At 60.3% G+C, this 23,253-nt stretch carries 42 protein-coding genes; 27 read left to right on the top strand and 15 right to left on the bottom strand.

Annotated elements, in window-relative coordinates; all coding sequences use genetic code 11:
- Positions 1 to 30: 30 nt before the first annotated feature.
- The 14 genes from RS899_RS06840 to RS899_RS06775 all read right to left on the bottom strand — a co-directional run bounded on the left by RS899_RS06840 (position 31) and on the right by RS899_RS06775 (position 6,223).
- The gene (locus tag RS899_RS06840; RefSeq protein ID WP_315809445.1) at positions 31 to 651 is read right to left on the bottom strand and encodes a putative metallopeptidase; all 621 of its coding nucleotides are present in this window, start codon (positions 649 to 651) and stop codon (positions 31 to 33) included.
- A complete protein-coding gene (locus RS899_RS06835) occupies positions 652 to 933 on the bottom strand; it encodes a hypothetical protein (RefSeq protein ID WP_315809444.1) in 282 nt (93 codons plus the stop codon).
- Between the two features lie 33 nt (positions 934 to 966).
- Positions 967 to 1,302, bottom strand: coding sequence for a phage holin, lambda family (locus tag RS899_RS06830; RefSeq protein ID WP_315809443.1), 336 nt, complete (start codon positions 1,300 to 1,302; stop codon positions 967 to 969).
- A 186-nt stretch (positions 1,303 to 1,488) separates the two neighbouring features.
- Positions 1,489 to 1,863 (bottom strand): antiterminator Q family protein, encoded by a 375-nt coding sequence (locus RS899_RS06825; protein ID WP_315809442.1) that lies wholly within the window; start codon positions 1,861 to 1,863, stop codon positions 1,489 to 1,491.
- Positions 1,860 to 2,438, bottom strand: coding sequence for a recombination protein NinG (locus RS899_RS06820; RefSeq protein WP_315810407.1), 579 nt, complete (start codon positions 2,436 to 2,438; stop codon positions 1,860 to 1,862). Before RS899_RS06820 ends, RS899_RS06825 begins: the two co-directional genes overlap by 4 nt.
- A 127-nt stretch (positions 2,439 to 2,565) precedes the next feature.
- Positions 2,566 to 2,838: a hypothetical protein gene (locus RS899_RS06815; protein ID WP_315809441.1), complete on the bottom strand. Its 273-nt coding sequence runs from the start codon at positions 2,836 to 2,838 to the stop codon at positions 2,566 to 2,568.
- Positions 2,835 to 3,419 carry an NUMOD4 domain-containing protein gene (locus RS899_RS06810; protein WP_315809440.1) on the bottom strand — a complete coding sequence of 195 codons (585 nt, stop codon included), beginning with the start codon at positions 3,417 to 3,419 and terminating at the stop codon, positions 2,835 to 2,837. Before RS899_RS06810 ends, RS899_RS06815 begins: the two co-directional genes overlap by 4 nt.
- The gene (locus RS899_RS06805) at positions 3,419 to 3,835 is read right to left on the bottom strand and encodes a recombination protein NinB (RefSeq protein WP_315809439.1); all 417 of its coding nucleotides are present in this window, start codon (positions 3,833 to 3,835) and stop codon (positions 3,419 to 3,421) included. Before RS899_RS06805 ends, RS899_RS06810 begins: the two co-directional genes overlap by 1 nt.
- On the bottom strand, positions 3,828 to 3,953 hold the full coding sequence (locus RS899_RS06800; RefSeq protein WP_315809438.1) for a hypothetical protein: 126 nt from the start codon (positions 3,951 to 3,953) through the stop codon (positions 3,828 to 3,830). Before RS899_RS06800 ends, RS899_RS06805 begins: the two co-directional genes overlap by 8 nt.
- On the bottom strand, positions 3,950 to 4,744 hold the full coding sequence (locus RS899_RS06795; RefSeq protein WP_315809437.1) for an ATP-binding protein: 795 nt from the start codon (positions 4,742 to 4,744) through the stop codon (positions 3,950 to 3,952). Before RS899_RS06795 ends, RS899_RS06800 begins: the two co-directional genes overlap by 4 nt.
- Positions 4,734 to 5,555, bottom strand: coding sequence for a hypothetical protein (locus tag RS899_RS06790; RefSeq protein ID WP_315809436.1), 822 nt, complete (start codon positions 5,553 to 5,555; stop codon positions 4,734 to 4,736). The genes RS899_RS06795 and RS899_RS06790 overlap by 11 nt, the downstream gene beginning before the upstream one ends.
- Positions 5,556 to 5,590: 35 nt before the next feature.
- On the bottom strand, positions 5,591 to 5,803 hold the full coding sequence (locus RS899_RS06785) for a hypothetical protein (RefSeq protein WP_315809435.1): 213 nt from the start codon (positions 5,801 to 5,803) through the stop codon (positions 5,591 to 5,593).
- Positions 5,804 to 5,822: 19 nt separating this feature from the next.
- A complete protein-coding gene (locus tag RS899_RS06780) occupies positions 5,823 to 6,020 on the bottom strand; it encodes a hypothetical protein (RefSeq protein ID WP_315809434.1) in 198 nt (65 codons plus the stop codon).
- A gap of 11 nt (positions 6,021 to 6,031) precedes the next feature.
- Positions 6,032 to 6,223: a Cro/CI family transcriptional regulator gene (locus RS899_RS06775; RefSeq protein WP_315809433.1), complete on the bottom strand. Its 192-nt coding sequence runs from the start codon at positions 6,221 to 6,223 to the stop codon at positions 6,032 to 6,034.
- A gap of 108 nt (positions 6,224 to 6,331) precedes the next feature.
- Between RS899_RS06775 and RS899_RS06770 the strand changes: the two genes are divergently transcribed.
- From RS899_RS06770 to RS899_RS06695, 16 genes are all read left to right on the top strand, one after another.
- On the top strand, positions 6,332 to 7,057 hold the full coding sequence (locus RS899_RS06770) for a helix-turn-helix transcriptional regulator (protein ID WP_315809432.1): 726 nt from the start codon (positions 6,332 to 6,334) through the stop codon (positions 7,055 to 7,057).
- A gap of 654 nt (positions 7,058 to 7,711) precedes the next feature.
- On the top strand, positions 7,712 to 8,032 hold the full coding sequence (locus tag RS899_RS06765; RefSeq protein WP_315809431.1) for a hypothetical protein: 321 nt from the start codon (positions 7,712 to 7,714) through the stop codon (positions 8,030 to 8,032).
- 118 nt (positions 8,033 to 8,150) lie between these two features.
- Positions 8,151 to 8,414 carry a hypothetical protein gene (locus RS899_RS06760; RefSeq protein ID WP_315809430.1) on the top strand — a complete coding sequence of 88 codons (264 nt, stop codon included), beginning with the start codon at positions 8,151 to 8,153 and terminating at the stop codon, positions 8,412 to 8,414.
- A 301-nt stretch (positions 8,415 to 8,715) separates the two neighbouring features.
- Positions 8,716 to 9,198, top strand: a complete 483-nt coding sequence (locus RS899_RS06755) for a hypothetical protein (RefSeq protein WP_315809429.1) — start codon at positions 8,716 to 8,718, stop codon at positions 9,196 to 9,198.
- 117 nt (positions 9,199 to 9,315) lie between these two features.
- Positions 9,316 to 9,900 carry a DUF1566 domain-containing protein gene (locus tag RS899_RS06750; RefSeq protein WP_315809428.1) on the top strand — a complete coding sequence of 195 codons (585 nt, stop codon included), beginning with the start codon at positions 9,316 to 9,318 and terminating at the stop codon, positions 9,898 to 9,900.
- A 38-nt stretch (positions 9,901 to 9,938) separates the two neighbouring features.
- On the top strand, positions 9,939 to 10,295 hold the full coding sequence (locus RS899_RS06745) for a four helix bundle protein (RefSeq protein WP_315809427.1): 357 nt from the start codon (positions 9,939 to 9,941) through the stop codon (positions 10,293 to 10,295).
- A 788-nt stretch (positions 10,296 to 11,083) separates the two neighbouring features.
- Positions 11,084 to 11,416 carry a hypothetical protein gene (locus RS899_RS06740; RefSeq protein WP_315809426.1) on the top strand — a complete coding sequence of 111 codons (333 nt, stop codon included), beginning with the start codon at positions 11,084 to 11,086 and terminating at the stop codon, positions 11,414 to 11,416.
- Complete coding sequence (locus RS899_RS06735) at positions 11,413 to 11,622, top strand: hypothetical protein (protein WP_315809425.1); 210 nt, start codon at positions 11,413 to 11,415, stop codon at positions 11,620 to 11,622. The genes RS899_RS06740 and RS899_RS06735 overlap by 4 nt, the downstream gene beginning before the upstream one ends.
- Positions 11,623 to 11,728: 106 nt before the next feature.
- A complete protein-coding gene (locus RS899_RS06730; protein WP_315809424.1) occupies positions 11,729 to 11,875 on the top strand; it encodes a hypothetical protein in 147 nt (48 codons plus the stop codon).
- Positions 11,876 to 11,952: 77 nt separating this feature from the next.
- Complete coding sequence (locus RS899_RS06725) at positions 11,953 to 12,873, top strand: recombinase RecT (protein ID WP_315809423.1); 921 nt, start codon at positions 11,953 to 11,955, stop codon at positions 12,871 to 12,873.
- Positions 12,857 to 13,483 carry a lambda exonuclease family protein gene (locus RS899_RS06720; protein ID WP_315809422.1) on the top strand — a complete coding sequence of 209 codons (627 nt, stop codon included), beginning with the start codon at positions 12,857 to 12,859 and terminating at the stop codon, positions 13,481 to 13,483. Before RS899_RS06725 ends, RS899_RS06720 begins: the two co-directional genes overlap by 17 nt.
- Entirely contained in the window at positions 13,480 to 13,827 is a 348-nt protein-coding gene (locus RS899_RS06715; protein WP_315809421.1) for a LytTR family DNA-binding domain-containing protein, read from the top strand. Before RS899_RS06720 ends, RS899_RS06715 begins: the two co-directional genes overlap by 4 nt.
- An 8-nt stretch (positions 13,828 to 13,835) precedes the next feature.
- A complete protein-coding gene (locus RS899_RS06710; RefSeq protein WP_315809420.1) occupies positions 13,836 to 14,024 on the top strand; it encodes a ribosome modulation factor in 189 nt (62 codons plus the stop codon).
- Positions 14,024 to 14,269: a hypothetical protein gene (locus RS899_RS06705; protein ID WP_315809419.1), complete on the top strand. Its 246-nt coding sequence runs from the start codon at positions 14,024 to 14,026 to the stop codon at positions 14,267 to 14,269. The genes RS899_RS06710 and RS899_RS06705 overlap by 1 nt, the downstream gene beginning before the upstream one ends.
- A 75-nt stretch (positions 14,270 to 14,344) precedes the next feature.
- Entirely contained in the window at positions 14,345 to 15,223 is an 879-nt protein-coding gene (locus RS899_RS06700) for a hypothetical protein (protein WP_315809418.1), read from the top strand.
- A 321-nt stretch (positions 15,224 to 15,544) separates the two neighbouring features.
- Positions 15,545 to 16,402 carry a hypothetical protein gene (locus RS899_RS06695; protein ID WP_315809417.1) on the top strand — a complete coding sequence of 286 codons (858 nt, stop codon included), beginning with the start codon at positions 15,545 to 15,547 and terminating at the stop codon, positions 16,400 to 16,402.
- A 42-nt stretch (positions 16,403 to 16,444) separates the two neighbouring features.
- Here the strand turns inward: RS899_RS06695 and RS899_RS06690 are convergent, their stop codons facing one another.
- On the bottom strand, positions 16,445 to 16,663 hold the full coding sequence (locus tag RS899_RS06690; RefSeq protein ID WP_315809416.1) for a hypothetical protein: 219 nt from the start codon (positions 16,661 to 16,663) through the stop codon (positions 16,445 to 16,447).
- Between the two features lie 75 nt (positions 16,664 to 16,738).
- Between RS899_RS06690 and RS899_RS06685 the strand changes: the two genes are divergently transcribed.
- The 11 genes from RS899_RS06685 (at position 16,739) to RS899_RS06635 (ending at position 23,103) form a co-directional block, all read left to right on the top strand.
- Positions 16,739 to 17,137 carry a hypothetical protein gene (locus tag RS899_RS06685; protein WP_315809415.1) on the top strand — a complete coding sequence of 133 codons (399 nt, stop codon included), beginning with the start codon at positions 16,739 to 16,741 and terminating at the stop codon, positions 17,135 to 17,137.
- A gap of 84 nt (positions 17,138 to 17,221) precedes the next feature.
- A complete protein-coding gene (locus tag RS899_RS06680) occupies positions 17,222 to 17,599 on the top strand; it encodes a hypothetical protein (RefSeq protein ID WP_315809414.1) in 378 nt (125 codons plus the stop codon).
- Positions 17,584 to 17,778: a hypothetical protein gene (locus RS899_RS06675; RefSeq protein WP_315809413.1), complete on the top strand. Its 195-nt coding sequence runs from the start codon at positions 17,584 to 17,586 to the stop codon at positions 17,776 to 17,778. The genes RS899_RS06680 and RS899_RS06675 overlap by 16 nt, the downstream gene beginning before the upstream one ends.
- Positions 17,779 to 17,781: 3 nt before the next feature.
- A complete protein-coding gene (locus RS899_RS06670; protein WP_315809412.1) occupies positions 17,782 to 18,228 on the top strand; it encodes a hypothetical protein in 447 nt (148 codons plus the stop codon).
- Positions 18,225 to 18,485 carry a hypothetical protein gene (locus RS899_RS06665; protein ID WP_315809411.1) on the top strand — a complete coding sequence of 87 codons (261 nt, stop codon included), beginning with the start codon at positions 18,225 to 18,227 and terminating at the stop codon, positions 18,483 to 18,485. The genes RS899_RS06670 and RS899_RS06665 overlap by 4 nt, the downstream gene beginning before the upstream one ends.
- Positions 18,486 to 18,976: 491 nt before the next feature.
- Complete coding sequence (locus RS899_RS06660; RefSeq protein WP_315809410.1) at positions 18,977 to 19,414, top strand: phage protein NinX family protein; 438 nt, start codon at positions 18,977 to 18,979, stop codon at positions 19,412 to 19,414.
- A 106-nt stretch (positions 19,415 to 19,520) separates the two neighbouring features.
- A complete protein-coding gene (locus RS899_RS06655; protein WP_315809409.1) occupies positions 19,521 to 20,057 on the top strand; it encodes a hypothetical protein in 537 nt (178 codons plus the stop codon).
- A gap of 4 nt (positions 20,058 to 20,061) precedes the next feature.
- Positions 20,062 to 20,478, top strand: a complete 417-nt coding sequence (locus tag RS899_RS06650; RefSeq protein ID WP_315809408.1) for a hypothetical protein — start codon at positions 20,062 to 20,064, stop codon at positions 20,476 to 20,478.
- Complete coding sequence (locus RS899_RS06645) at positions 20,364 to 21,506, top strand: tyrosine-type recombinase/integrase (protein ID WP_315810406.1); 1,143 nt, start codon at positions 20,364 to 20,366, stop codon at positions 21,504 to 21,506. The genes RS899_RS06650 and RS899_RS06645 overlap by 115 nt, the downstream gene beginning before the upstream one ends.
- A 377-nt stretch (positions 21,507 to 21,883) precedes the next feature.
- The gene (locus RS899_RS06640) at positions 21,884 to 22,576 is read left to right on the top strand and encodes a polysaccharide lyase family 7 protein (RefSeq protein ID WP_054907740.1); all 693 of its coding nucleotides are present in this window, start codon (positions 21,884 to 21,886) and stop codon (positions 22,574 to 22,576) included.
- A gap of 98 nt (positions 22,577 to 22,674) precedes the next feature.
- Positions 22,675 to 23,103, top strand: coding sequence for a thioesterase family protein (locus tag RS899_RS06635; RefSeq protein ID WP_024765720.1), 429 nt, complete (start codon positions 22,675 to 22,677; stop codon positions 23,101 to 23,103).
- The last annotated feature ends 150 nt before the right edge of the window (positions 23,104 to 23,253 follow it).

The raw sequence follows: 23,253 nt of genomic DNA, 5'->3' as shown, positions 1-23,253 counted from the left end.
GGAATACATCCGTCTCATGTCTGTCTCACGTCACGCCGACTTCAGCAGACAGGTTCCGCAGGCCCTCGCGATGTTGATCTTGGCCACCTCGGGCGGCCTGTTGGCGGCGTCGACCAGAGCTCGCACGCCTTCGCTCGCGCCGTAGCGGCGCACCACGCCGACGAACTCTTCCACGTCGTGGCCACGCAGCGTCAGCGAGGGCAGCCCCTCTTCGGTGAACTTGGGTTCGCCGTACTTATCCAGCGCTTGGGCGATGTGGTACAGCTCATGCTCCACCAGGGCGCAGAACTCGGCGTCGGTGCATTCGGCAGCGTAGTCGGCGGCCAGGGTGATCAGGAAGGACGGCACGTAGCCGAACCAACGCAGCATCTGCTGTTCCTGCCGGCCCTTCTGCCACGGCCCGCAGCGAAACGTGACGTCCTCCGCCTGGCCTAGCACCAGGCGCCCTTTCCGCTCGAAGCCCGAGGCGGCCCAGAGGAAGGCGATAGGCGCATCCTGCAGATGAGCATGGTCTTCGTTCTGCAGCTCGCCGGTTTCGTGCACGAAGGTGGCCATGGCCCACTCCAGCACCTCGGGCGCGGGCACGAACGCGTCATCCCAGGCCTCGCCCTCGGCGAACTGGCCGAGGGTCGAGGGCGGCAGCGGGCGCATTTACTCGACCTTCATGACCGGATAAAGCTCCTCGTACTTGGCGTGGAACTCCTCGTTGCTCACCACGTGGACAACATCGCCAACCCTGTACACGATCTGCCCAAGACCCACGGTCACGGTCTCGCCGTTCTCCAGGGTCAGGATCAGTTCTTCGGTGCGGCGGTTCGCCTGGAAGGCGTCGGCCTTCACGAAGTTGGCGATCAGGCCGGCGTCGGCCATGTCGGCGAATGCGACGGCTTCCACCGTCGGAGCCTTCTCTTTGAAGCTGGTCACGCTGAACATCTGACTCTCCGAGTGTGTGGGCGCGGGGCGCTATCAAGGCTCGTCCGGACGCTGGGGCAGCTTCCAGTCTGCGAAGCGGTCGGCGATGTCCGCCACCTTCTTCACGCCCAGGAAGCCAGTGAACACCCCAGCAGCGGTGGCCAGCCCTTCGGGCAACCCGGCCCACTCCAACAGCGAAACAAGGCCGAGGGTGATGAGCGTGCAGAGCGCGGCTTCGAGTAGGGCCTGCCGACGCGTACCGCCCCCGTAGATGACGCGAATCAACGCGGTGAGGAATGAAAGGCCTGCGGCGTACAGAATCGGCGTGTGCTGGCTCAGCCAGGCGAGCACCATCGCCCAGAAGTCTGGTTTGTCAGGCATATGGGCCATTCCGTTATCCCCTCTGAGGGGTGGAAATGAAAAAACCCAGCGCGAAGGCTGGGCTCAGAAAAAAGCCCGGCTCATTGGCCGGGCTGGATGTCGTGCGAAGGTTCGCCGAAGCGGCAAAACCGCAATGTGACACAAACTCTATCTACGCTGATTATCACTGTCAATATGTCCAGCCTGGATATCCACTCAGGCCGCCAGGCGATCCTGCATCAGGAAACATGCGGCGATCGCCGAGAGCCCAGCCCGAACAAGCATTCGCGCATCCACGTAGCTGCGCCCCATTCGATCACCCACCTCTCGAAAAGTGAGATCGTGGACGAAGTAGAGGGTCAGGCTTTCCACCACATCAGGATCACTCTTCAGCAGCGTCCCCATAAATGAATCCACCTGCAGAGCACAGTCATCACTGATTAGCGGCGTAGGCGATCGCAGCCTCTTCTCGTTCGCTGGGTTCCTGAGCATGATCGCCAGCATCGGGGAAGTGCAGCGCGGAACGCCGTTGTCCCGCCACACCCAAAGGCCGTACTGCTCCATAAGGAACTCGGTAGCCTCGATTTTCATGCTGCTCCCCTTTTAAGTTCGCGCAACTTGGCGCGGTAGTGGGCCGTGATGGCTTTGATCTGGTCGATGGTCAGCTTCAGTGGCTCATGCGGACCCTCCAGCCAAGCCACGCGCTCAGCCCCGATCTTCGCCACCAGGTTGATGCGGTAGTTCACGATGTCGCCGGACTTGTGGTTGTTGCAGGGCGCGCACTGCTTGTGGATGTTCAGCAGTTCGAAGCGGAGCTCAGGGAAGGCAGCGACCGTTCGATAGTGCCCGGCGTGGTATTGACCCTGGTGGTGCCGACCACAGCTGATGCATGGGAGGTCCTTGTCGCGCAAACGGACGTATTCGTTCACTGCGGCCTGGGCGTCCTTTAGGTGATCCGCCCTGCTCTTCAGCTTCTCCTTCCGCTCCTTGATCTCGCGCCGCTCCCGGCGCTGGAACGACACTCGGTCCTTCTCACGCTTCGCGGCCGCCATGCCCAGGCCACACTTCGGACTGCAAGCCTCCTGCCCCAGACGCTGCGGCACGAAGGGCGCGCAGCATTGTGGGTTTTGGCATTTTTTAGGCTTGGGTTGCCGGGCTGTCGTCATGGGCGGATAACCCCAGTCATCATGAAAAGCCCCATTAAAATGGCAACAAGCCCAGTAAAAAGAGCAGCGCATACGCAAGCCATGAATAACGCCCATGCAGTCTGCTCTAGCGTTCTGATTGCCTTCTTCATGCCTCCACCCCCTTCGCCTTCTGCTGCTCGGGCTGGAAATCCCCGCGGAGGGGCATGAGATTGCGCTCCAGCTTGATGCCGATCTGGACGCCGTCCGTCACTGCCCAGCCGGAATGCTCAGAATCTGGGTTCAGGTAGTAGTGACTGCCATCCTTGGCAACGTGGTACAGATCGCCCGGATTCACCCAAGAGCGAACCTCTACCTGCTGCCCGAGGAACAGATCGCCGCCGACCACCAGGGCGATGTCGCCAGCCTTGAACTTGCTCATGCCGCCCTCCCCCTGCGCTCGCCATCCAACGATATGTGGCTCCAGGACCTGCCAGCCTTGATCTCGCTGATTGCAGATGGAGTAACCGGATAGTTGCGCGCTATGGAGGCAGGCCCTTCACCCGCAGCCAATCGCCGCTTGATCTCCCGCACAGAGTCATCTGTCAATTTTGCAGCTGGGCTTTCCATCCCTGGGCCAGAATTCGAAACCATCAACCCCATTCGTGCGGCATGGGCCATGTTCTGTTTGTGAGTAACCCACTCCAGATTTTCAGGGCGATTGTTCAGCTTATTTGCATCAATGTGGTTCACATGCGGCAGCCCATCAGCGTTCTCGATAAATGCCATCGCCACCAGCCTATGCACTAACATCCGGCGACGATTTCCGCTGTCCTTGAGTTCAACGGATTTGTAGCCATAGGCTGTATCCGTCATTTTCAGGATTCGTTCCGGAATTGCTCTAGGGCGCCATTGTTTCTTAGGGCAATGTCTGACGATTTGGGCAGACGAACGAATTCTTCCGAGATTTGATGCCCAGTACTGCCCATTGAAACCAGGTATCTCTTTCCATATCTCTTCCATCAGTAACGCCCCTCCCAATGGTCCTTCTGCGTCCAGCGCACCGAGTGCTCTGCACCGAATGCCTGAACCCATTCGATCAGCGACGCACACTTCTTCACCCCGAGCTTCGAGGTCTTCTCGTAGATCACGTCGAAGCCGTTGCCATCGAGGGCCGGAATCATGGTGGCGTTCTCGCCCTCTTCGCGAAGCCATGCCGCAGTGCATAGGCGTTTCCAGATCAGGACGCTCCATTTCTGGCCCGCGTGCTCAACCTGGCGCGCAATGTCGGTCAGCATCGCGTGGAGCTTGGCGTTCTGCTCGGCGGTACGGTCTTCGTCGCTGATGGCCACCTTGCGGGGCTTGCTCAGGTCCAGGCCGGAGATGAAGCCCAAAAGGCGCGAGCGGTCCGACTCGGTGCGGAGCTGAAGGTCAGCCATGGCTCCCCCCTATGACGAATGCCAGACCGATCACCAGGCCGACCCCGATATAGCTACGACGAGCCATTGCTATCCAGCCAAAGGCCGAGAGCGTGGCGATGGTTGCGAAGTCGATCATTGCTCCGCCCTCCCCCTGGCCGACTCCCAGTCGAAGCCGACCACGATGCCGCCACCCTCGCGCAGGCGGTCTACGCAGCGCTCGCCAATAGCCGCTGGCAACTCTTTCGGCGGCAGGTTGGAGATGATCACTGTTGGCAACCGCTCTTCGTAGCGGCCATTGAGGATCGCGAAGATGGTTGCCAGTTCGAATTCGGTAGGCTTGGTCGCACCGACCTCATCCAGGACCAACAGGTGGGGCCTGATGAGGCCCTTGAAGGCATCGGACTCGGTGTACTCGGCATCCCGGTCGTAACTGCCCTTGATGTACTGGAGCAGGCCGCCCACGGTGCGGTACACAGCCAGCGCTCCGGTGTTCCGAATCAGGTAATTCGCGATGGCCGCGCCCAGATGCGTCTTCCCGGTGCCGGGCTTCCCCAGCAGCATCAGGCAACGGCCGGCGTCGTAGTTTGCTTGGAAGTTCTCGGCGTACTCGCGGCATACCGACAGGGCTTTCTGCTGTCGCGGCGCGTCGGCCTGGTAATTCTCGAAGCTGCGATCAAGGAACCTAGTCGGAATCATGGCGCTGCCGAGCTTACGCTGCAGGCGGTCGCGATCTTCGCGGGCTTTGGACTCGATCTCGGCTGCTGCTTCCGCTGCTCGACGCTCCTGAGCGCAGACAGGGCAGCCACAGCGTATTTCGCGCCCCATGATCTCAGTGACCTTGCCTTGGAAATCACCGTGTTTATCGCAGGTGCCGCGGTAGCTGCCCGGAGCAGGCATTTCGACCACGTTGGATTTTTTAGATGCCATAGGTGCCATCCTTCCGTTCGGTCAGGCCGTCGAAATAATCGCGCCCAGCGAAGCCGTGATGCCGGCTACTGGGCAGGTGCTGGACGTTGGCTGTTACGCGATCAGGGAAGAGCCCCTGGTAGCCACCGGCTATGGAGCGGCGGATAACCTCATCGGGACTAGGGTGCCCCGCCAATTGCTTGGCTTGGGCGTGGCAGGTTGTTTCCTTGAGCGGCTTCCCCTGCTCCCTGCGGCACTGAATCCACTCAGCCCATACGGACGGGGTGACGTTCTCAGGGCAGCAGGTCATAGCGTCGAATTTGGCGCGCTGCTTGGCAGGCTTTGGGCTGCCTTCAACCTTTTCGGTTTCAGCCGACTGGCTCGGAGCGGCAGCGACGAATTCCCCCTCAGGGGGTAAGGGGGTTATCTCTTTCTCTTCTGTATCTGTATCTGTATCTGTATCTGTATCTAGAGCGTTATCTTTTGCTACTTCGCCGTTACCTGTAACGTTACATGCATTTTTCTTACGCGCTCGGTGGGCTGCAACCCGCGCAGCGCTTGAGTCCGAGGAATACTGGCGCTTGTCCCAAGCGACAGGCTTATTGTCGTTTCCGATAAGCCCCTTGGCGATGAAACGGGCCTTTGAGGCCGTCCACTCTTCCTCAGAAATCCGCATCTGAAACGCGACTTCCTCGTCCTGTAACGTTACATCTCCGTTACTGCAACGCATGCACAGCAGCATCACGTAACGACGCTGGTCGGACTCAGAAAGCATCTGGACCTTCGGGTCATTCGCGAACTCGGAGTACATGCGGAACCAGGGATTTGCCATGAAGGCCACCATCTAAATCTGAGAGGCCCTCGGGCCTACCCTTTTGAGGCCCTGTCGGAGTCCCTCTTGAGGGTCACCAACTGCAAGACCTTGGCTTTTTGGCGTCCAACCACCGATGTGGCGCCGTTGGATACCGCTGAAATGCAGATTTCGTTCAGGGCCTTCTCGAAGCTCCACCCGTTGGCGTGCATGAGTTCCTGAATGCGCCGTCGCGTCTCTGGCGACAGCTTGTCCGGTTCGAAAAGCATTGGGCCCTCCAGAGGGCCTTCAGCCCGCGATATCTTCGTGGTCGGTCTGGAGCTCTTCGATGGCGCCGTTGGCTACTGCCCACTCGATCAATTCGTAGAGGTATGTGGCGTGCTGCCGGCGGGACTTGTGCGCCGCCTTGCGCAGGATTCGATCCAGTACCGGTTCGAACCGAACCTTCACGGGGATGGCGCGTTTCTGGGATTGGTCGAGATACATGCACAGGCCTCCTATGCAGCTACAGGATTGGAAACTGGGTTTGCGTCAGCCTTCAGGCGGCCCTTGGTGATCACCTGGATCTGGCACTGGCGGACGTGAGGGATGGATTCGCCCCACATGGAAACTGCGCTCGGACTGATGCCCAGCGCCTTCGCGAGCTTGGTTTTGGTTTTGAAGTGCCCAACGGCATCGGTCATGTTCATTGCGCGTCCTCGGGTGGCAATGAACGAATTTCAGCACACTTAAAACATGCACGCAACAGCGCCAGACGATTTCCACACGCTTAAATTAAGCCACCTTAAGATTTGAGGATGAAAACAAACGAGCGCATCGCCAGGGCCATCCAAGCCAGTGGTAAATCAAAGAGCGAGGTCGCAAAACTTTGCGGCGTCGCTCCGTCTGCAGTCACGCAATGGATTTCAGGAGAGAGCAAGACGCTGAAGGCAGAGAGCGTCTTCGCGCTGGCTAAGGCGACCGGATTCCGAGCTGAATGGCTGGCAACTGGTCTCGGTGCTGAGCGCGCAATAGACGAGAGGCAAGGCGTCCAAGGTGAAGTGATCGGCCTAGTTTCCGCTTGGGAGGCCGACGATCCGCTAGATGACGATGAAGTCGAGCTCCCCTACTATGCCGAGGTCGAGTTTGCCGCGGGCGATGGAATGACCGAAGTAGTAGAGATCGCAGGCCGGAAGCTGCGATTCAGCAAGGACACCCTAAAGGCGGCCGGTGTGGAAGCATCGAGCGCGGCGTGCGCCAGAGTAAAGGGGAGGAGCATGGAGCGCCTGATCCTAGATGGAGCCGCCATCGGCTTTGATACCAGCTTCACCCACATCGTTGATGGCGAAATCTACGCCTTCAACCAAGACGGGATGCTGAGGGTGAAATACCTCTATCGCATGCCAGCCGGGAATGTTCGGGTTCGCAGTGAGAACGACGACGAATACCCTGACGAAATCCTATCCCCAGAGCAGTTTGCCGAGATCAAGATGCTCGGACGTGTATTCTGGTGGTCAACGGTAAGGCGCGCTCCGCGCCGATAGTTGGACGAACCCACGTAAAGCCCGCCAAGTGCGGGCTTTTTCATTCCCATACACTTCAGCACGCTGAAAATAATCTTTTCAGAGCGCTTGACCTTGCAATTTCAGTGCGCTTAAATTCACTCAACGCCGAGCAACACACCGCCGGCCAGGCCACCGAGCCGCGATCTTTCACAACCTGACGTACCCAGCGACGTACCGGCTCCAGCCGGTGGCGAGAAAGCTAAACCGTCGCCCATGCAGCCTCTGGCAGCTGCCGGACTCCCCATATGGGAGGACGCCAAACCACGCAAGCCATCCGGGAGCGCATCGACCACGAAATGTGCAATGCCGGACAGGTGGGGAAACCGCGGCGACGCGCGTGGGGAGGAACAAACGACAGAGGAGGAACCAACCGATGAAGAACTAAGCCCAGCCGACGACACGGGTCGGCACCTCGCGAGCAGCTGCCCACATCACCGGGCCGCCGGGCTGCAGTAGGCCGCGAGAGAAATCCTGAACCCCATGACCTGCTCCGTAAGCCGATTGAAGGCGCAGCGAGGGAAGCCCAAGGCCAAACATATCTAGTCCGAGCTGCTATCGGCAGTGGTGAGGACAGCACCACCCGCGGGTTGTAGAAGCCCAGTAGGCGAACGCGGAGCAATACCGATTTCCTCGATGCGCTTCACCCGAGGCGCATCAGGGAAATCAACTGCCCTGGAGGGCAAACAGATGCGACCAGTTATGACCATGAAGGCCTTGCACGATGATCGTGGCCGCCGGACAGGGATCGAAGACGCAGCCGAAGGCAAGTTCCACGCCTGGGGTGTCGAGTACGAAGAGTTCGAGAACGGCCCTGGAAACTACAGCGTCGCCATTGTTGAGATGGCGGATGGCACAGTCAAAACGCTGATGCCTTGGGAGATCCGCTTCTTGGATGGTGAGGACGCCAAACAGCAGGCCCTGAATGACTTCCTCGCCCGGCCAGCCATTGGCTGACTAATTCCCTGACAGCCGGAAAGACGGCCCGATCCCCTGGCCCAGCCAGGGCGCGGCGGAACGCATCACTGAAGCCCATCCAGAGGGTGGGCTTTGGGATGACAACCAGGAGAACACCATGCGCATCAACGTCTATAGCCAGGAGCTGACCAGCGAGGTCATCACCGTGGCGAAGGAATCGAACACCGGGGTCACCTACCACGCCGCCCAGCTGATCCTGCACAGCAGCGAGCGCCTGCATCACCCGCCGGCGGATGACGACCGCAGCGCCGTCACCTTCTGGCTGCCGAAGTCGCAGCAGCGGCGCGAGGAAATGGCCCAGGCCTTCGAGCGCATCGCCGCGGTGTTCCGCGAAGCGCCACCGGAAAGCGGCCTCGACTGAGCATCACTTCTGCCGCTTCATCGAGGCGGCAGCGGGATGCGCAAGCATCTCCCTAGCTAGTTGGCCTTGCCCGTCCCCGCGGGCCTTTTGCGGGCGTTCTGGTTCGATGCCGGGCGCCCGCTCCACATTCGATCATGGAGTCATGAGGGGAGCGGTCTGCAAGTGAGTAGCCAGGCACCTGACTTGTAATCAGGCCGACGCCAGGTGGAACGCAAGCAGCCACCGCGAAAGCTGGGGACGCCCGCGCAGACCGCTCCCCCATGGCTCCGCACCAAAACACAACACCGACAAGGACACCACGATGACTATCACCTCCATCAAAGCAGCAGAACTCCCCGCCATCGGCCAAGCGCTGGCTGACGGCATCTTCGCCTACCGCTATTGGCTGAATGGCTCCGAGTACGCCCTGGTTGATCTGGGCGCCGAGCGTGAGTTCGCCGGCGAGTGGGGCGAGTACGACCAGGATGTGGAAGGCGCAACCAGTTACCGCGACGGCGCCGCGAACACCGTTGCCATGGTCGAAGCTGGCAGCCCCATTGCCAAGCAAGCCATGGAGCTCGGCGAAGGCGTATTCATCCCCTCCGCCCTTGAACTGGCAGGCCTGTACGCAGCGAAGCAAGCCGGCGAGATCAGCGGCTTCCAGGATCGCTGGTACTGGTCGAGTTCGCAGTACTCCGCCTACGGCGCCTTCTACGTGGACTTCACCGACGGCTGGACGTACACCAACGTCAAGTACGACGACTTCCGAGTTCGCCCCGTCCGCAAGATTCTCATCCTTCAGTGATCCGTTCCTTCATTCCTTTTTCTCGCAGGCGATTCGCGGGGCCGTAACCCACCGACGAGCCAGACCAGAAGCTTGCCGAGTAGCGCCGGCCGCCTGCCCTTTTCTTCAGGAGTCGACATGACCACTGTCACCGTTAACGCAGGAAGCACCAGCTTCACCACTGACAACCCGCAGTTTGCCGCAGTAGTGCTCCAGATGATCAGCGAAGGACCCCTGGTCGCGGAGCCATCGGAGATCGATGGCGTCCCCGCAATCGGCGCTGAATGGCCGGGCCAAGGCGGAATCTACGCGGGCCTCATGCGGGGCCGTGACGGCCACCCTGATTACCACCTGATCATCGCCCCAGCGGAAAGCGATGGCGAGCTTCAGTGGGGCGGTTACGGCAGCAAATCCTCGGCAGCCAGCAAGTGGGATGGACTGGCCAACACCAAGGCACTCATCGAGGAAGGCGATCACCCTGCGGCGGAGTTTGCGGCCAGCGTCACCATCGGCGACCACAAGGACTTCTATCTGCCGGCTCAGGCTGAGCTGATGCTCGCCTGGGCAAACGTTCCGGAAGCCTTCTCCGAGGGTTACCACTGGAGCAGCACGCAGTTCTCCGCCTACTACGCCTTCTACGTGCACTTCAACGACGGCTGGACGTACTCCAGCGGCAAGAACCTCGCCTTCCGAGTTCGCCCCGTCCGCAGATTGCTTCGCTAATTCATTCATTCGATCAGGACTGATCGTAGGAGGCCAGGATGGCCATGCACACGGAACTGCAGATTCACAAGACCGCCGAAGAGCTGCTCGGCCTGACGCTTGACCTGGTCAGGAACATCCCACGGGACCTGAAACAGGTCGTCGGCTCAAAGCTTCGTGATGAGGTTCTGCAGGTTCTTGTCCTGATCGGCAGAGCCAACATGGCGAAGGACAAGGTGGCTCACCTCAACCAACTGCTCGAAAGCATTTGGATGGTGAATTACCTACTCCGAGCTCTGGCCAACAACCGCTTCATCAGCCTCAAGCAACACGCCTCGGCGATGCAGCTCACTGCCTCCATTGGCAAACAGGCAAACGCCTGGAAAGGAAAATTCGCAACCGCGCCCGTTGGGTGAAGGCTACGGCCTCCATTCCTGTGCGCTGAATCTGGTCTTGCCGCTGCCCCATTGGGCACCGCCATGCGCACCACGGAAACCATCAGGAACGACTGACACGGTCCGGCGCAGTTGTTCAGCTGAGCAATCGTCTGGGCGACGTAGATAGCAAGACAGGTCGCAGTACTCCGCCAACAGCGCAAAGCCCTCCATCGGATTAATCCAATGAGCACTCACGGACTGCATGGAACCATCACCTACATGCGCTGGAAGTCTATGCGCGCTCGAACTTCAGATAGAGGGCGGGCGCGCAATAAAAACTACGCGAATGTCATGTGCTGCGAACGCTGGTCGAGTTTCGAGGCGTTCCTGGCTGATATGGGCGAGTGCCCGCCAGGCCACTCCATCGACCGATATCCGAATACGTCTGGCAACTACGAGCCAGGGAATTGCAGATGGGCGACGGCTCAGCAGCAGAGCGCCAACCGCAGACACTGCATTCAGATCACGAGGGACAGCAGAACCATGACCGCCAGTGAGTGGGCAGTAGAGCTCGGCTTGAATCCCTCCACAGTGATTGAGCGAATCCGCAGAGGATTCAGCCATGAGGAGGCCCTCTCTGACGCAAAGAGCCTTCACAGGGGTCGCAAGCCCACCGAGACGCTGACATTCCTAGGAAGAACCCAAACCCTTGTTGAATGGGCCAAAGAGATTGGCATGAGCCCAAATGCGCTTCGCCAGCGGATTGGCCGACTCGGCTGGCCGCTTGAGAGAGCGCTGACCAAGACATTCCCTCCCAGGAGGAAGTCATGAACGCAATCCAGCACCACAGGATCGAGGAGCACCAGCTCGCTTCGAGCGAGTGGCTCACCGCCCAGGTAGGCCAGCTTCTCAAGGGTAACGACGCCGATAGCGTCCCGTTCTTCTCCCACCGCTTCCAAATTCCTGCAGCTCAAGGCTTCTGCGACCGGCTTTACGAGAACCTGGCCGACATCGACCAGTGGCCCGAGAGCTTCGTGATCCAGTGCTTGCTTGCAGTTGGGCGCGGCGATCACGAACAGGCCGCAGCCATCTACGAAAACCACCTTCGCGCCGGCATCAACGCATTCGCCGAGCAGTGCATCCAGGAGAGCGCAGCATGAAGCCATGGCAGGTAATTGATCGGCAGATCGAACTACTCCGCTCAGCCGGCGAGCGCACGCCGCTTTCGGCCAGCGAAGTCATGGGGATGATCGAAATGGCAGAGGTCTGCCAGGTCATCACCTACGGCGACGGCATCAAGTTCCGCGCCGACGTCCACGACATCGAGAAGAAGCACTGGGACAAGGTGATTGGGAGGGTGGCATGACCATCACCATCGACCTGACCAAGGCCGCCCAAGTCCTGATCTTCGGCGGCTTTTTCGTGGGCGGCGTTATCGCCTTCGCTTGGGCCGTTGTGGGGATGGTGACGCCATGATGAAGAAAGCCCTCCGAAACGGCCTGATCCTCGCCCTGTTCTCCATGCTCGCCTTCTTCAAGGCCATCGAGTTCGCCGACTCGCTCACGGGGCGGCACACGGCTGAGCAGCCGATTCAGTACCCAGTCGCGCATCAGCGCTGATTTGGCCGAGTGGCGCACGTAACGCGCCTTTCCCCCTCCCTTCACTGGCTGCGCACCGCGCGGCGAGGTATCACAACATGAGCAATCTTGCGGTCATCGAGCAGGATGTCTACGGGGCTCGCAGCTCCTTCGCGTCCGTGCTGACCGACTCGGCACTCAACTTCGAGCGTGAAGCGGAGTTCGCCATACAGACCTTTCAGAACAACGATTACGCCGCGAAGATCGCCGCCAGCAACCGCCAGTCGGTCGTCAACGCAGTGACCAACATTGCAGCAATCGGCATCAGCCTGAACCCTGCGAAGCGCCAGGCGTACCTGGTGCCGCGCGATGGACGCATCTGCCTGGACATCAGTTACATGGGCCTGATGGACCTCGCCATGGCCACGGGATCGATCCTGTGGGCGCAGGCAGAACTGGTCTATGCACACGACTCCTTCGCTCTGAACGGCTTCGACAAGCCACCAACCCACTCCTACAACCCGTTCGCCAAAGAGCGTGGGGAGATCGTCGGAGTGTATGTGGTAGTGAAGACGGCGGACGGTGATTACCTGACCACCTGCATGAGCCGCGACGACATCGACGGCATCATGAACCGTTCCCAATCGGTCAAGTCCGGCAAGTCGTCTCCCTGGAAAACCGACTACGGCGAGATGGCCAAAAAGACGGTCGTGAAGCGTGCCTACAAGTACTGGCCGAAGACCGATCGCCTTGATCGAGCAATCCACTATCTGAACACCGACTCCGGCGAAGGGCTGGCAAGCCTTGCGTCCAACGCTCAGGGCGGAGAACTCGCCGAGAAGTGGATCTCCCAGGTGGTGAATGCTGAGTCTCTGGACGCGCTGCAAAGCGTATGGCTGGCCGGCAAGGCAGAGATGCAGGCCGCACGCGACGTGCAGTCGTTCGCCCAGTTCAAGAAGGCTGTTGAGCAGCGCAAAGGCGCGCTTGCCGTGCAGCCTGAGCCTATCGAGGCGGAGGTGGAACATGATCCAGCAGACTGATGATTGGTTCGCCGCGAGAATCGGCCGCGTAACGGCCAGCAAGGTTAAGGATGTGATGGCAAAGGGGCGCAGTGGCGCCCCTTCTTCTACCCGGCAGAACTACATGATGCAGCTACTTTGCGAGCGCCTGACTGGCACGCGCGAGGAAGGCTACACGAACGCAGCCATGCAGCGTGGCAATGACCTTGAGCCCGTTGCACGCTCTGCTTACGAGCTCTACGAGGACTGCGAAGTTCTGGAGGTTGGGCTGATCCTGCATCCAAGCATCGAAGGCTTCGGTGCAAGTCCTGATGGCGTGATCTTGCTGGACAGCGGCAGGCGCGGCCTGGAAATCAAGTGCCCGAACACCGCGCAGCACATAGCCGTAATCCAGGGCGGCAAGCACGACACCCAATACGAGTGGCAGATGCTCGCCCAGATGGCCTGTGCCGAACTGGAGTCAGTGGACTTCGTGTCCTTCGACGACCGCCTGCCCGACGAACTCCAGTACGCCTGCTTCCGCTACCACAGGGACGAGGCGCGTATTCGCGAGATGGAGGCCGAGGTGAAGGCCTTCCTGGAAGAACTTGCCGAACTCGAAGCCGACATGCGCGGGAGGATGGCAGCATGAGAACCCACCTGACCGCCTGCTTCTTCCGGAAGACGAAGAGCGTGGCATTCGCCGAGATCACCCACTTTACTGCCGGCGACAAATACGTCACGGCCCACTATCCGGGCGGCGAGTTGGTCCTGACCGACACGCTCAACGCCCTGGAAACCGAGTTCTGGGCCTACACCACGCGCGTCCATCGCGGCGTACTGGTCAAGACGCACCTGATCAAGTCGATGTTCCGAGACGAGCAGAATAAGAACGCCCTGCTCCGCCTGGTCGGCGTGGACGACTACATCAAGGTCAGCCGGACACACATCTCGGAAGTCGCGCAGATCATCGACAGCCGTGCGATGGCTGCGTAGGTGACGACATGAGCAATCAGGCACCACTTACCTTCCCCGAGCGCACCACCGAGTACATAGAGGGCGTCGAATCTCGTCGCAGCAAGTTCTCCCGCGGGGCCTGCCCGTACGGCCAGCACATGATGTTTGAGCGCTCTCTGTGGCTCGCTGGCTGGCATGACACCGATATGTCGATGACCGCCATGAGGGTCGCTTAATGGCCAAGACCGCCGCCCAGCGCAAGGCTGACCAGCGTGAACGCGACAAGATGACCGAGGAGGAACGCCTGGCGCGCCTCCTCTCCCACCGCATCAGCCTGAACCTCTACAAGTCCACGGATATGGCGCTGATTCGCACCATGGCACGGCTTGGTATCGACGAGCCGCAGGATGTCATGAGCCGGCTTATCCACGGCGCCGACCGCCTCGACGACAAGTCACTGGCCGAGCTGACCAGCTACTAGTCACGCCAGCCCGTCACACAACACTTTCGCCATCCGCCGCACTCGCGGCGCGGCGGCGCTCTACCTGGAGAAACCATGAACCCCTATTTCATCAAGGGGCCGGCGCAGATCGGTCTCAGTGGTGGCCGCACGTCCGGGAAAATGATGCATGACATCCTTGACGCGCATGACGGCCAACTGCCGCCCGATGTGATCGTGACCTTCCAAAACACAGGAAAGGAAGATGACCGCACCCTCGTCTTCATCAACGAGATGGACAAGCGGTGGGGCCTTGGCGTCGTTTACCTTGAATACGACCGCGTGTATGGGCAGCCAAAGGACAAGCCGTGGTTCAAGATCGTCGACTTCGAGACGGCATCCCGCAACGGCGAACCCTTCGACATGATGCTGGCGTACTTCGCGGAATACCGCAGGATCGAGAATGGCCTTCCGCCAATCCTTCCCAACTTCTCAAACAACCTGTGCACTGGCCATTTGAAGATTCGGGTGACTGAGAAGTACATGCGGTCGCTTGGCTACGACGAGTGGGACAGCATCATCGGAATCCGACGCGACGAACCGCGCCGCTATCACAAGATGATGGCAGCAAACGCCAAGGGTAACTCGCGCTGGGAAGGCGTATGCCCGCCATACGAAGCAGGCGTAACAAAGGCAGACGTGACCGAGTTCTGGAGCCAGCAACCCTTCGACCTCAGCATCGACTCCGACCTCGGCAACTGCGATCTGTGCTGGAAGAAGAGCGAAGACAAGATCTACCGCTCCATCATCGAAGACCCGTCGAGGGTGCTCTGGTGGTCGGGCACGGAAGAGAAGTTCGGCCAGGTGTTCCGCCAGGACCGCCCGAAGTACGCCCACATGGGCTGGTACGCCGAGCGGATGGCAACTCAGGAAGCTTTCGACTTCGAAGCAGCCGGTCTGGTGAGCGAGGACATCGACTGCTTCTGCGGGGACTGATCAGTCCAGGATCGTCACCATGTAAGGCCCAATCTCCGGTATCTCGGCGGGCCTGTTATGACGCGCGGTATCGAGTGCATTTCGCGTCCTCTCTACGCTGAAGGTGCGGTCACTGTGCTCGGCGAGATACGACCCGTTGATCTTGAATTCGCCACATCCTGGGCAACGTAGGTGCAGCCCGTCATAACCACTCAGAATCCGCTCTGATTCCGAACCGCAAACTCTGCAATCCATAGCTCTCTCCTTGATCCGGCCCCATGCCGGGCCATCCGAACCTACCCCACTCCCTGCCATTGCGCCAATACGGCGCGAGGACACCTCATGCCCAGGAAACTCCACTACCTCACGTCATCTGGCCAAGACATCTGCGGCGAGTACTACTCCAGTTCGGCCTGTGGCCTTGGCGACGACGCAGATTTCGAGTGGGACGGCACCCACAAGAAGGAGATGGCCACCTGTAAGCGCTGCATCGCCGCTCTGGCGAAACCGCCGCAGCCGATCGTGCCGTACGGCGAGAGAGCAAAGCCGATCCTGTTCTCAGGCCCAATGGTTCGCGCCATTCTCACCGGCCAGAAGACGGTAACGCGCCGCCTCATGCCTGCCTGGCAGGTGCCAAGTCGAACAAAAGAGCCTGATGAAGATCCGCGCTACAACTGGATCGCGGTCGCCCAGAACCATCCGCGCTGGGGCTTCGCCGCATTCGGGGAAACCGAACAGGCCTGTGCCGACGAACTCACCATGATCGCCAACAGCCCATATGGAGGTCGCTTTGACAGGCTATGGGTGCGGGAGACCTGGATGGACCTGCGCGGCACAGGCGTCGAGCATAGACCTACGCCGGACAGCCCGCTCCAGCGCTATGCCTATGGTGCCGACTCACCGCCTGGGTCGTTCAGTGACGAGGCGCGCAAGGACTTCGGCCTGAAGTGGCGGCCAAGCATCCATATGCCTCGCGATGCTTGCCGCCTCCAACTGGAAATCACCGACGTGCGAGCCGAGCGCCTGCATGACATCACCGTCGAGCAGATCATCGCCGAGGGCCTGAGCACCAATCTCCGCGAGCACGACGCCGAATGCGACCTTCGCCGTCAGTGGCGAGAGCTTTGGGAGTCAACCAGTGGCGACTGGGACTCAAACCCCTGGGTCTGGGCGATTTCGTTCCGCCGAGTCACCCCGTAACCCTCCGCAACAAATTGCCCTTTTCCGGAAACTCTTTTCCGATCAGCTCGCAACGACGGTGCCGGCCTTGACGCGATCTGCCAGTGCACTGGCCTTGTCGATGCAGTCATGCACCAGGCCAGCGGCCTGCATCAGCACTTCCACTTGATCCTCCGGCAGCGTTTTCGCCACCTGCCAGATGACATGCGCCGCCTCTTCTCCCAGGCGCGCAATGTCCTGCAGCTCTCTGCGTAGCTGCTGATTCGCTCGACTCATGCCCATACCGGCTCTCCTCTCAATCGGAGAGCCAGCATACCCCCAACCCTTTCCAGCGCCAGCAGGCGCCGAGGATTCGTCATGCCCGAAGAAAACGTGTGTTACAGCCTGAACGATGAGGATTACGTGTACACGGACCTGTTCACCCTAATGAGTGAAATGGAGGACGCAGACTACCTGCAGGAAGGTGCGGAGTACTGGGAGTCGGATTTCAGGGTCGCGCTTCCGAAAGATGCGATCAGCGTCGAGCACATCCTGGAATGCGCGGATGAGCGCTTGTTTGATGAAGTCGGGGAGATTTACGAGAACGACTTCAGCTATGCGTCGCCTGCGGCGAAACTTGAGCTTCTGGACCTGCTGAATGCCTGGTGTGACAAGCACATCAACTTGTCCAGCTACAGCGTCCTTACCGGGAAAGCCCGGAAGAAGAGCATCACCGCCGAGGAGGTTGAGCAATACCGCGCGGATGCCAAGCCGTGAGCGCCCCTCGCATCTGCCGCACTACTGGTAAGCGCATCGGCGAGTGCCCCTGCTTCCGTTGCCATCCGCCGAAGGAGACATCCAATGTCCCAGCTTCCTGACGACGTGCGCGCAGCCCTGTTGCGCAACGCCAAGACCTGGCTGCTCACCCGCTACTTCGGCGGCGGGCGGAAGCTCGAAGCCTGGGACGATCACTATGCAGGCCTCACAGGCATCCAGTCCTACTCACTGCCCGGCGATCGAGCGAAGAACCTGCGCTGCCTTGCCAAGCTCGCCGCAGACGGGCACCTGGTGGAGCGCCCGCGCTACCGAAAAGGCATCGGCACCCGGACGTTCACCCTTCCCCAGCCTCTGCTCGACGAACTCGGCCAGCAGGCACAGCGCGAATGGGAGGCCATCGGCTATGTCGTCGGCCAGATGATGGACCCCATCCCGGAGCCAGAACCATGCCCATCCAGTTGACCGTCATCCACCGCACCGACCAGGGCGGCAACCCCATCGCCTACATCAAAGGCTTCCCCCACTTCGGCGCCACGTTCAACCCCGAGCAGATGCACGAATACGCCCGCCAACTCCATCAGGCCGCCATAGCCGCCCAGCAGGGCGAGCGTGGTGAACGCCAATACCCCGCTAAGGACTGAGCCATGACCGAACAACAAGCCTGCACCCTCTGCGGTGCGGATGGGCACACTGCTGCCAACTGCATCTGGAATGGAAGCGAAAAGGGCCTGGCCCTGGTGCAGCGCATCGACAAGAACCTGGCCGAGCGCGAGCAGTTCGAGTCCTGGGTGCGCCGGGAGTGGCCCGGTGCTCCACTCCACCACGTGCGAGACGCGCTGCCAAAGGACGATCCGCGTTACGGCGAATACTGCAACGAGATGATCCAGCGCGCATGGGTCGGATGGCAAGCCAGCCGCGCGACTCTGGTGGTGGACCTGCCGCCGACAATCACCGTGGAGGAAGCCGCCGAGCACTTCAACATCGACGAAGAAGGCATCGACATGGCTGTCGGTATCGCGCACATGGTCAACGGCGCCATTGCCGTCTGCGCGGCCTTCATCAAGCAAGCCGGAATCGAGGTGAAGCCATGAGCGACTTTCGAGTTTGGTGCCCTGACTACGGGCAGGAAGAGGATGATGCGACGCATATCCGTAACTCATACGACCACGCCTGCGCCGCGCGCGAATGGGCAGAAGAGTATGAACGACGCAATGCTGACTACAACATCGCCAACGGCGAGTGCGTGACAGTGATGGTGCATCGGATCGGCGAGGGAACGCAGGCATTCGCCGTCTCCGGCTACGCGCAACCAACCTATACCGCGACTCCGATCAGGGAGCAGCCATGACCGACCTCACCAAGCTGAAGGAGCTGGCGGAGCGGGCTCTGCCTTTCGCTCCAGGAGAATGGTTTGTCGAGAACGACCTCAACCAAGTGCGAGACGGAGAATACGACTTCGTGTGCGATACGAGCGAGGACGAGCCCATCAAGGCTGCCTACATCGCCGCCGCCAACCCCCCAAGCCATTCTCGCGCTGATTGCCGAGGTGGAGCGGCTGCGCGCCGAGTTATCCGCCTGCACCGAGCATCCAGGCGGCTGCGGATATTGGCGAGAAGCGTCCAAGCGCAGAGCAGAAGAGCGCGACCGGCTCAAGGCGGAGAACGAGGGGCTGCGGAAGCAGCTTGAGCAGGTGCATCCGTTCAAGTTCTCCAGCCCAACCGAAGGCCCTGACCTGAAGTGTGCGGCATGTGGCGGCTATCACTACGGACTCCCGCAGAACATGCCGTGCCCGAAGAGTGCCGCGATTGCCCAGGACGCAGCCCTGGAAGGAGGTGGGAGATGAGTACTGTGGAAATGAAGGCAGCCGACCTTATCGGGCCGGCACTGGATTGGGCTGTATTCTGCGCGGTCTATAGGGGAATGGAGCCTACGATTCACGTTATCGAAGCGACAACGCTGGAACGGCACCCGTTTATCAAGCCAATCACATTCCCTCGCGCGGTGAGCCTTAGCTATTCCGGGGCGTATGGCGTGGAGCTCTACTGGCACCCATCAACCGACTGGGAATGTGGAGGCCCTCTGTTTGATCGATATCTGCTCGACTTCACTGTCGAGCATCCGAAGACAATCGGTTCCGCACTCTGCGATGAAAACGGGATGTACATCAGCGCCATGATGTTTGCTGAGACTCACCTGATCGCAGCCTGCCGCGCCATCGTCCGCGCCAAGCTCGGCGAAACCGTCCAGATCCCAGCAGAACTAGCGAACCCGGCCTGACAGCCCACCCCCATCCTTGCCCGACACGGGCGACCTCTCAGGCCAGGTCCTGGCCGTTACCCTAGACCATTAATCGCCGGCAATCGCCGGCAGGCGAGGCATTGTCATGAACGCAGCAGAGAAGATTGATGCGCAAACGAAACCCGGATTTCTATACAGGCACTTCGATGCTGAAGGTGTTCTGCTCTATGTCGGGATATCTCTGAATGCAGTCAGTCGTCTTGCCCAGCATCGTGACCATGCTCATTGGTTCCAGTTAATCGCACGGGTCGATATAGAGCAGCACCCCAGCAGGGAGGCGGCAATAAAGGCTGAGAAGCTGGCAATCCACAAAGAAAATCCGCGACACAACCTGATGCGTCCATCACCGCCTAAGCAATCAAAAGGCGCGCAGGCCAGCTCAGACAACCTCACAGCACGTCTCGTCAGCTTCAACCCAACCTATTCGCTGAAGCAGATTGCCGAATGCCTCGGCGTTCGGGCGAGCAAGGTAAATGAGCTGATGGATAAAGGCCTGCTCTCCTTCTACGAGATCGAAGGGCCTAGGTCTGGAGGTCATCCGCCAAAGATGCACAGGAAATGCACCGGCTGGCAGCTGATCGACTACTTGGAATCGCTGCAGAGCAATAGACCCCGGAGGTAAGCCCATGTCCGCCCTTCTCGCGCCGACGGAATCCCGCCGGCGGCAGCCCCCTTTTGCCCCGAGGTTCATTCGAGCCAAGGACGCGCCGGCCTACCTGGGCATGTGCCGCGACGAGTTCAACAAGACAGTGCGCCCGCACGTCCACGAGTTCCCCATCGGCTCCCGCGGTGTCGGCTTCGACCGCGAGGAACTTGACGCCTGGGCTGACAGCTACATCGAGCAGCAGGCGATTGCCAAGCCAGCCGGTTCGGCCAACAATCAGGGCGCAGCGAGCGCCAAGGAGTCAACGCAATGGCGCGAAAAGGAATCACGGGCCTCTCGCAGAGGAACGGGATCTGGCATATCGACAAGAAAATCAACGGAGAACGACTTTACGAGAGCACTGGCACTGGTGACAGGGCAGAAGCGGAAAAGTACTTGATCCACCGCCTGGAACGACTCAGACAGGAAAAGGTATACGGCGTTCGGAGGGTGAGAGTCTGGCGGGAGGCAGCTACGCGCTACCTCGTCGAATTCAAGGACCAGCCCTCTATCCGGATTACGGCAAACTGCCTGAAGAAGCTGGACCCTTTCATCGGGGACATCCCGCTAACCCATGTTGACGATGAAGCTCTTGCCCCATTCGTCAAGCATAGGCTTGAGGTAGACGGCTCTTCGCATAGGACGGTGAACATCGCCCTTGAGCGTGTCATGCGGATTCTGAACCTGTCGGCGAGAAAGTGGCGGGATGAGGACAAGCGCCCATGGCTGGATACGGTCCCGCTGATCACGCGGCTGGACCTAAGATTGAACAGCCGGAAGCCTTACCCGATGTCATGGGAGGAGCAGAGCCTGCTTTTCGCGGAGCTGCCCGACCATATGCGGCGCATGGCGCTCTACAAGGTCAACGTCGGGTGTAGGGAGCAAGAGGTTTGCCGGCTTAGGTGGGATTGGGAGATCAAGGTTCCCGAACTGAATGTCAGCGTATTCCTCATCCCATCTGACTTTGGTGGACGAGGGTCCAGGGCTGGGGTGAAGAACCGGGATGACCGCCTGGTGATCTTGAATGACGTAGCTGCCAAGGTTGTTGACGGGCAGAGAGGAATGGACCCTGTGTACGTTTTCCCTTACGGGCGCTGGGGAGGTCCGATGAAGCGGTTATTCACGCCGGCTTGGATTGCGGCGCGGAAGCGTGCGGCAGCCAAGTGGGAAAAGATCCACGGAACCGCCGCACACACCGGCTTCCTTACGGTTCGCGTGCATGACCTCAAACATTCGTTTGGCCGACGACTGAGGGCAGCAGGCGTTTCTCTTGAGGACCGCAAGGCGCTATTGGGACATAAGAACGGCAGCGTGACCAGCCATTATTCAGGGGCTGAGCTCGGGCTGCTTATAGAGGCATCGAACAAGGTATCGGCGACCGATTCGCGCGGCCCGGTACTGACGATTCTGCGGAGGGCGAAAGGGTAGAACACACGCGAAGTCACGCAAAAGTCACGCACTCCATTTCGCGAGCAATTCGCGGAAACCGCTGGAGAGCCTGATACGACTGGGCCTGACGCTATACCTCAAGCAAGCAGTATCCCTGCACGAAATGCTCGGCCACTAACATCAAAGAGATAGGACCGGCCAACTGCCAGCGGCGGCAAGGCGCGATCATTTCGCCAGCCGCCAAGCTGGCCCCTGCCCTCCCGGCAACGTCCTATGCTGCGCCCGCCCGGCTTCAAGGCCGGGCCCCCGGAGCGTCATCGGCAGGGTTCGATGGCGCATCGCAGTGGCCGCCGCCGGCTAGGCACCTCGGCGCCCACCCGACCTCGCCGCACGCGCGGCTCAGCAAGGGCAAGCCCATGATCGACCTCAGCACCTGGAACCTCAGCGTTCCCACCGATCCACGCCCCACCGAAGTCACCACCGAGCAGATCGCCAGGGGCTACCAGAGCCGCTATTTCAAGAGAGACGGCAGCCAGCTGGTGTTCTGGGTGCCCGTCACCGGCTCGCACACCTCCGACAGCGTCTATCCCCGCAGTGAACTACGCGAGACAACCACCGCCGGCGAAGTCGCCAACTGGTACTACAACCAGGGCGACAACGAGCTGCGCGTGACCATGAGCGTCCAGCAGGTGCCATCGAAGAACAAGATCATCATCGGCCAGATCCACAGCCGCTCGCCCTATACCGGTGATGGCGAGCCACTGGTCAAGCTGCAGTACCACTATCTGCCAACCCTGGAGAGCGGGCGCCTCGAAGCCCTGGTGCGCAACCACCCCGACGACAGGGCCAGCATCAATGTCCCGCTGATCGACAACATCGCGCTGGATCAGACCTTCAACTACAGCCTGCGCGTCACCTCGGTGGGCAACCTGGCCATTCGCGTGGAAACCTCCGACGGCCGCGCCAACTACTACCGCAAGATCCTCAGCACCACCTGGTCCAAGCAACTGCTCTACTTCAAGGCCGGGGCCTATATCAACGACAACTACGGCAACAGCGGCGAGGGTGCGCGGGTGACCGTCTTCCATCTGAACATGGCGCATCGCTGACCGGCCATTCAGTGGCCTGATGAGGCGCGGGAGCGGCGGACTGCGCGTAGAATGCGCGGCACATCCGCACTACCCGCCGCCTTGTCACCGAGATCGCCATGGCCCGCCTGAAACTGGAATTCCCCGAAGAACTGTTCATCTACAGCACCAAGCTCACCGTTCGCGTCACCGACATCAACGGCGCCAACCACCTGGGCAACGACTCGATGATCTCGATGATCTCCGAGGCCCGCGCGCGCTTCCTGTTCGACTACGGCATCCGCGAGACCGGCATCATCGTCACCGACCTCGCCACCACCTACCGCGCCGAAGCCCACGCCCGCGACCAGCTGCTGTTCGAGGTCGGCGTCATGGACTTCAACAAGTACGGCGGCGACATCATCTTCCGCATCACCCGCCCGGCCGACGGCACCCTGGTGGCGATGGCCAAGTCCGGCTTCGTATTCTTCGACTACAAGATCGGCAAGGTCGTGGAGATACCGACGGCATTCCGCGACACCTTCCCCAACGTCAACTGGATCGCCTGACGCTCCAGCAGGGCGCGCGCCCTCCATCGGAGCGCCCCACGTTGGATCATTACTGATCCCACCTCACCCGGCATCGCCCTGATCCGCCGCGGTTCTGTCACCTTGGCCCGCACCTTGCTCAGTAAAGGGCGGCGGTAGTCAACGGCGATT

It is taken from the genome of Pseudomonas sp. C9-3, from assembly GCF_032392015.1.
In the GTDB taxonomy this organism is placed as follows: Bacteria; Pseudomonadota; Gammaproteobacteria; order Pseudomonadales; family Pseudomonadaceae; genus Pseudomonas; species Pseudomonas nitroreducens.
The sequence above is the reverse complement of the archived record's forward strand: the minus strand, read 5'-3'. Positions and strand labels throughout refer to the sequence as shown.

Excerpts from the sequence above, each read along its gene's own strand:
- RS899_RS06710 (WP_315809420.1), top strand. The coding sequence starts at position 13,836 with ATGAGCAATCAGGCACCACTTACCTTCCCCGAGCGCACCACCGAGTAC.
- RS899_RS06665 (WP_315809411.1), top strand. The coding sequence starts at position 18,225 with ATGAGCGACTTTCGAGTTTGGTGCCCTGACTACGGGCAGGAAGAGGAT.
- RS899_RS06705 (WP_315809419.1), top strand. The coding sequence starts at position 14,024 with ATGGCCAAGACCGCCGCCCAGCGCAAGGCTGACCAGCGTGAACGCGAC.
- RS899_RS06825 (WP_315809442.1), bottom strand. The coding sequence starts at position 1,863 with ATGAAAATCGAGGCTACCGAGTTCCTTATGGAGCAGTACGGCCTTTGG.
- RS899_RS06740 (WP_315809426.1), top strand. The coding sequence starts at position 11,084 with ATGAACGCAATCCAGCACCACAGGATCGAGGAGCACCAGCTCGCTTCG.
- RS899_RS06830 (WP_315809443.1), bottom strand. The coding sequence starts at position 1,302 with ATGGCCCATATGCCTGACAAACCAGACTTCTGGGCGATGGTGCTCGCC.
- RS899_RS06800 (WP_315809438.1), bottom strand. The coding sequence starts at position 3,953 with ATGATCGACTTCGCAACCATCGCCACGCTCTCGGCCTTTGGCTGGATA.
- RS899_RS06685 (WP_315809415.1), top strand. The coding sequence starts at position 16,739 with ATGCCCGAAGAAAACGTGTGTTACAGCCTGAACGATGAGGATTACGTG.
- RS899_RS06715 (WP_315809421.1), top strand. The coding sequence starts at position 13,480 with ATGAGAACCCACCTGACCGCCTGCTTCTTCCGGAAGACGAAGAGCGTG.
- RS899_RS06660 (WP_315809410.1), top strand. The coding sequence starts at position 18,977 with ATGAGTACTGTGGAAATGAAGGCAGCCGACCTTATCGGGCCGGCACTG.
- RS899_RS06755 (WP_315809429.1), top strand. The coding sequence starts at position 8,716 with ATGACTATCACCTCCATCAAAGCAGCAGAACTCCCCGCCATCGGCCAA.
- RS899_RS06690 (WP_315809416.1), bottom strand. The coding sequence starts at position 16,663 with ATGGGCATGAGTCGAGCGAATCAGCAGCTACGCAGAGAGCTGCAGGAC.
- RS899_RS06635 (WP_024765720.1), top strand. The coding sequence starts at position 22,675 with ATGGCCCGCCTGAAACTGGAATTCCCCGAAGAACTGTTCATCTACAGC.
- RS899_RS06770 (WP_315809432.1), top strand. The coding sequence starts at position 6,332 with ATGAAAACAAACGAGCGCATCGCCAGGGCCATCCAAGCCAGTGGTAAA.
- RS899_RS06720 (WP_315809422.1), top strand. The coding sequence starts at position 12,857 with ATGATCCAGCAGACTGATGATTGGTTCGCCGCGAGAATCGGCCGCGTA.
- RS899_RS06670 (WP_315809412.1), top strand. The coding sequence starts at position 17,782 with ATGACCGAACAACAAGCCTGCACCCTCTGCGGTGCGGATGGGCACACT.
- RS899_RS06675 (WP_315809413.1), top strand. The coding sequence starts at position 17,584 with ATGCCCATCCAGTTGACCGTCATCCACCGCACCGACCAGGGCGGCAAC.
- RS899_RS06760 (WP_315809430.1), top strand. The coding sequence starts at position 8,151 with ATGCGCATCAACGTCTATAGCCAGGAGCTGACCAGCGAGGTCATCACC.
- RS899_RS06640 (WP_054907740.1), top strand. The coding sequence starts at position 21,884 with ATGATCGACCTCAGCACCTGGAACCTCAGCGTTCCCACCGATCCACGC.
- RS899_RS06820 (WP_315810407.1), bottom strand. The coding sequence starts at position 2,438 with ATGACGACAGCCCGGCAACCCAAGCCTAAAAAATGCCAAAACCCACAA.
- RS899_RS06695 (WP_315809417.1), top strand. The coding sequence starts at position 15,545 with ATGCCCAGGAAACTCCACTACCTCACGTCATCTGGCCAAGACATCTGC.
- RS899_RS06735 (WP_315809425.1), top strand. The coding sequence starts at position 11,413 with ATGAAGCCATGGCAGGTAATTGATCGGCAGATCGAACTACTCCGCTCA.
- RS899_RS06805 (WP_315809439.1), bottom strand. The coding sequence starts at position 3,835 with ATGGCTGACCTTCAGCTCCGCACCGAGTCGGACCGCTCGCGCCTTTTG.
- RS899_RS06785 (WP_315809435.1), bottom strand. The coding sequence starts at position 5,803 with ATGCTTTTCGAACCGGACAAGCTGTCGCCAGAGACGCGACGGCGCATT.
- RS899_RS06790 (WP_315809436.1), bottom strand. The coding sequence starts at position 5,555 with ATGGCAAATCCCTGGTTCCGCATGTACTCCGAGTTCGCGAATGACCCG.
- RS899_RS06745 (WP_315809427.1), top strand. The coding sequence starts at position 9,939 with ATGGCCATGCACACGGAACTGCAGATTCACAAGACCGCCGAAGAGCTG.
- RS899_RS06840 (WP_315809445.1), bottom strand. The coding sequence starts at position 651 with ATGCGCCCGCTGCCGCCCTCGACCCTCGGCCAGTTCGCCGAGGGCGAG.
- RS899_RS06810 (WP_315809440.1), bottom strand. The coding sequence starts at position 3,419 with ATGGAAGAGATATGGAAAGAGATACCTGGTTTCAATGGGCAGTACTGG.
- RS899_RS06815 (WP_315809441.1), bottom strand. The coding sequence starts at position 2,838 with ATGAGCAAGTTCAAGGCTGGCGACATCGCCCTGGTGGTCGGCGGCGAT.
- RS899_RS06655 (WP_315809409.1), top strand. The coding sequence starts at position 19,521 with ATGAACGCAGCAGAGAAGATTGATGCGCAAACGAAACCCGGATTTCTA.
- RS899_RS06730 (WP_315809424.1), top strand. The coding sequence starts at position 11,729 with ATGATGAAGAAAGCCCTCCGAAACGGCCTGATCCTCGCCCTGTTCTCC.
- RS899_RS06780 (WP_315809434.1), bottom strand. The coding sequence starts at position 6,020 with ATGTATCTCGACCAATCCCAGAAACGCGCCATCCCCGTGAAGGTTCGG.
- RS899_RS06700 (WP_315809418.1), top strand. The coding sequence starts at position 14,345 with ATGAACCCCTATTTCATCAAGGGGCCGGCGCAGATCGGTCTCAGTGGT.
- RS899_RS06765 (WP_315809431.1), top strand. The coding sequence starts at position 7,712 with ATGCGCTTCACCCGAGGCGCATCAGGGAAATCAACTGCCCTGGAGGGC.
- RS899_RS06680 (WP_315809414.1), top strand. The coding sequence starts at position 17,222 with ATGTCCCAGCTTCCTGACGACGTGCGCGCAGCCCTGTTGCGCAACGCC.
- RS899_RS06650 (WP_315809408.1), top strand. The coding sequence starts at position 20,062 with ATGTCCGCCCTTCTCGCGCCGACGGAATCCCGCCGGCGGCAGCCCCCT.
- RS899_RS06750 (WP_315809428.1), top strand. The coding sequence starts at position 9,316 with ATGACCACTGTCACCGTTAACGCAGGAAGCACCAGCTTCACCACTGAC.
- RS899_RS06725 (WP_315809423.1), top strand. The coding sequence starts at position 11,953 with ATGAGCAATCTTGCGGTCATCGAGCAGGATGTCTACGGGGCTCGCAGC.
- RS899_RS06775 (WP_315809433.1), bottom strand. The coding sequence starts at position 6,223 with ATGAACATGACCGATGCCGTTGGGCACTTCAAAACCAAAACCAAGCTC.
- RS899_RS06835 (WP_315809444.1), bottom strand. The coding sequence starts at position 933 with ATGTTCAGCGTGACCAGCTTCAAAGAGAAGGCTCCGACGGTGGAAGCC.
- RS899_RS06795 (WP_315809437.1), bottom strand. The coding sequence starts at position 4,744 with ATGGCATCTAAAAAATCCAACGTGGTCGAAATGCCTGCTCCGGGCAGC.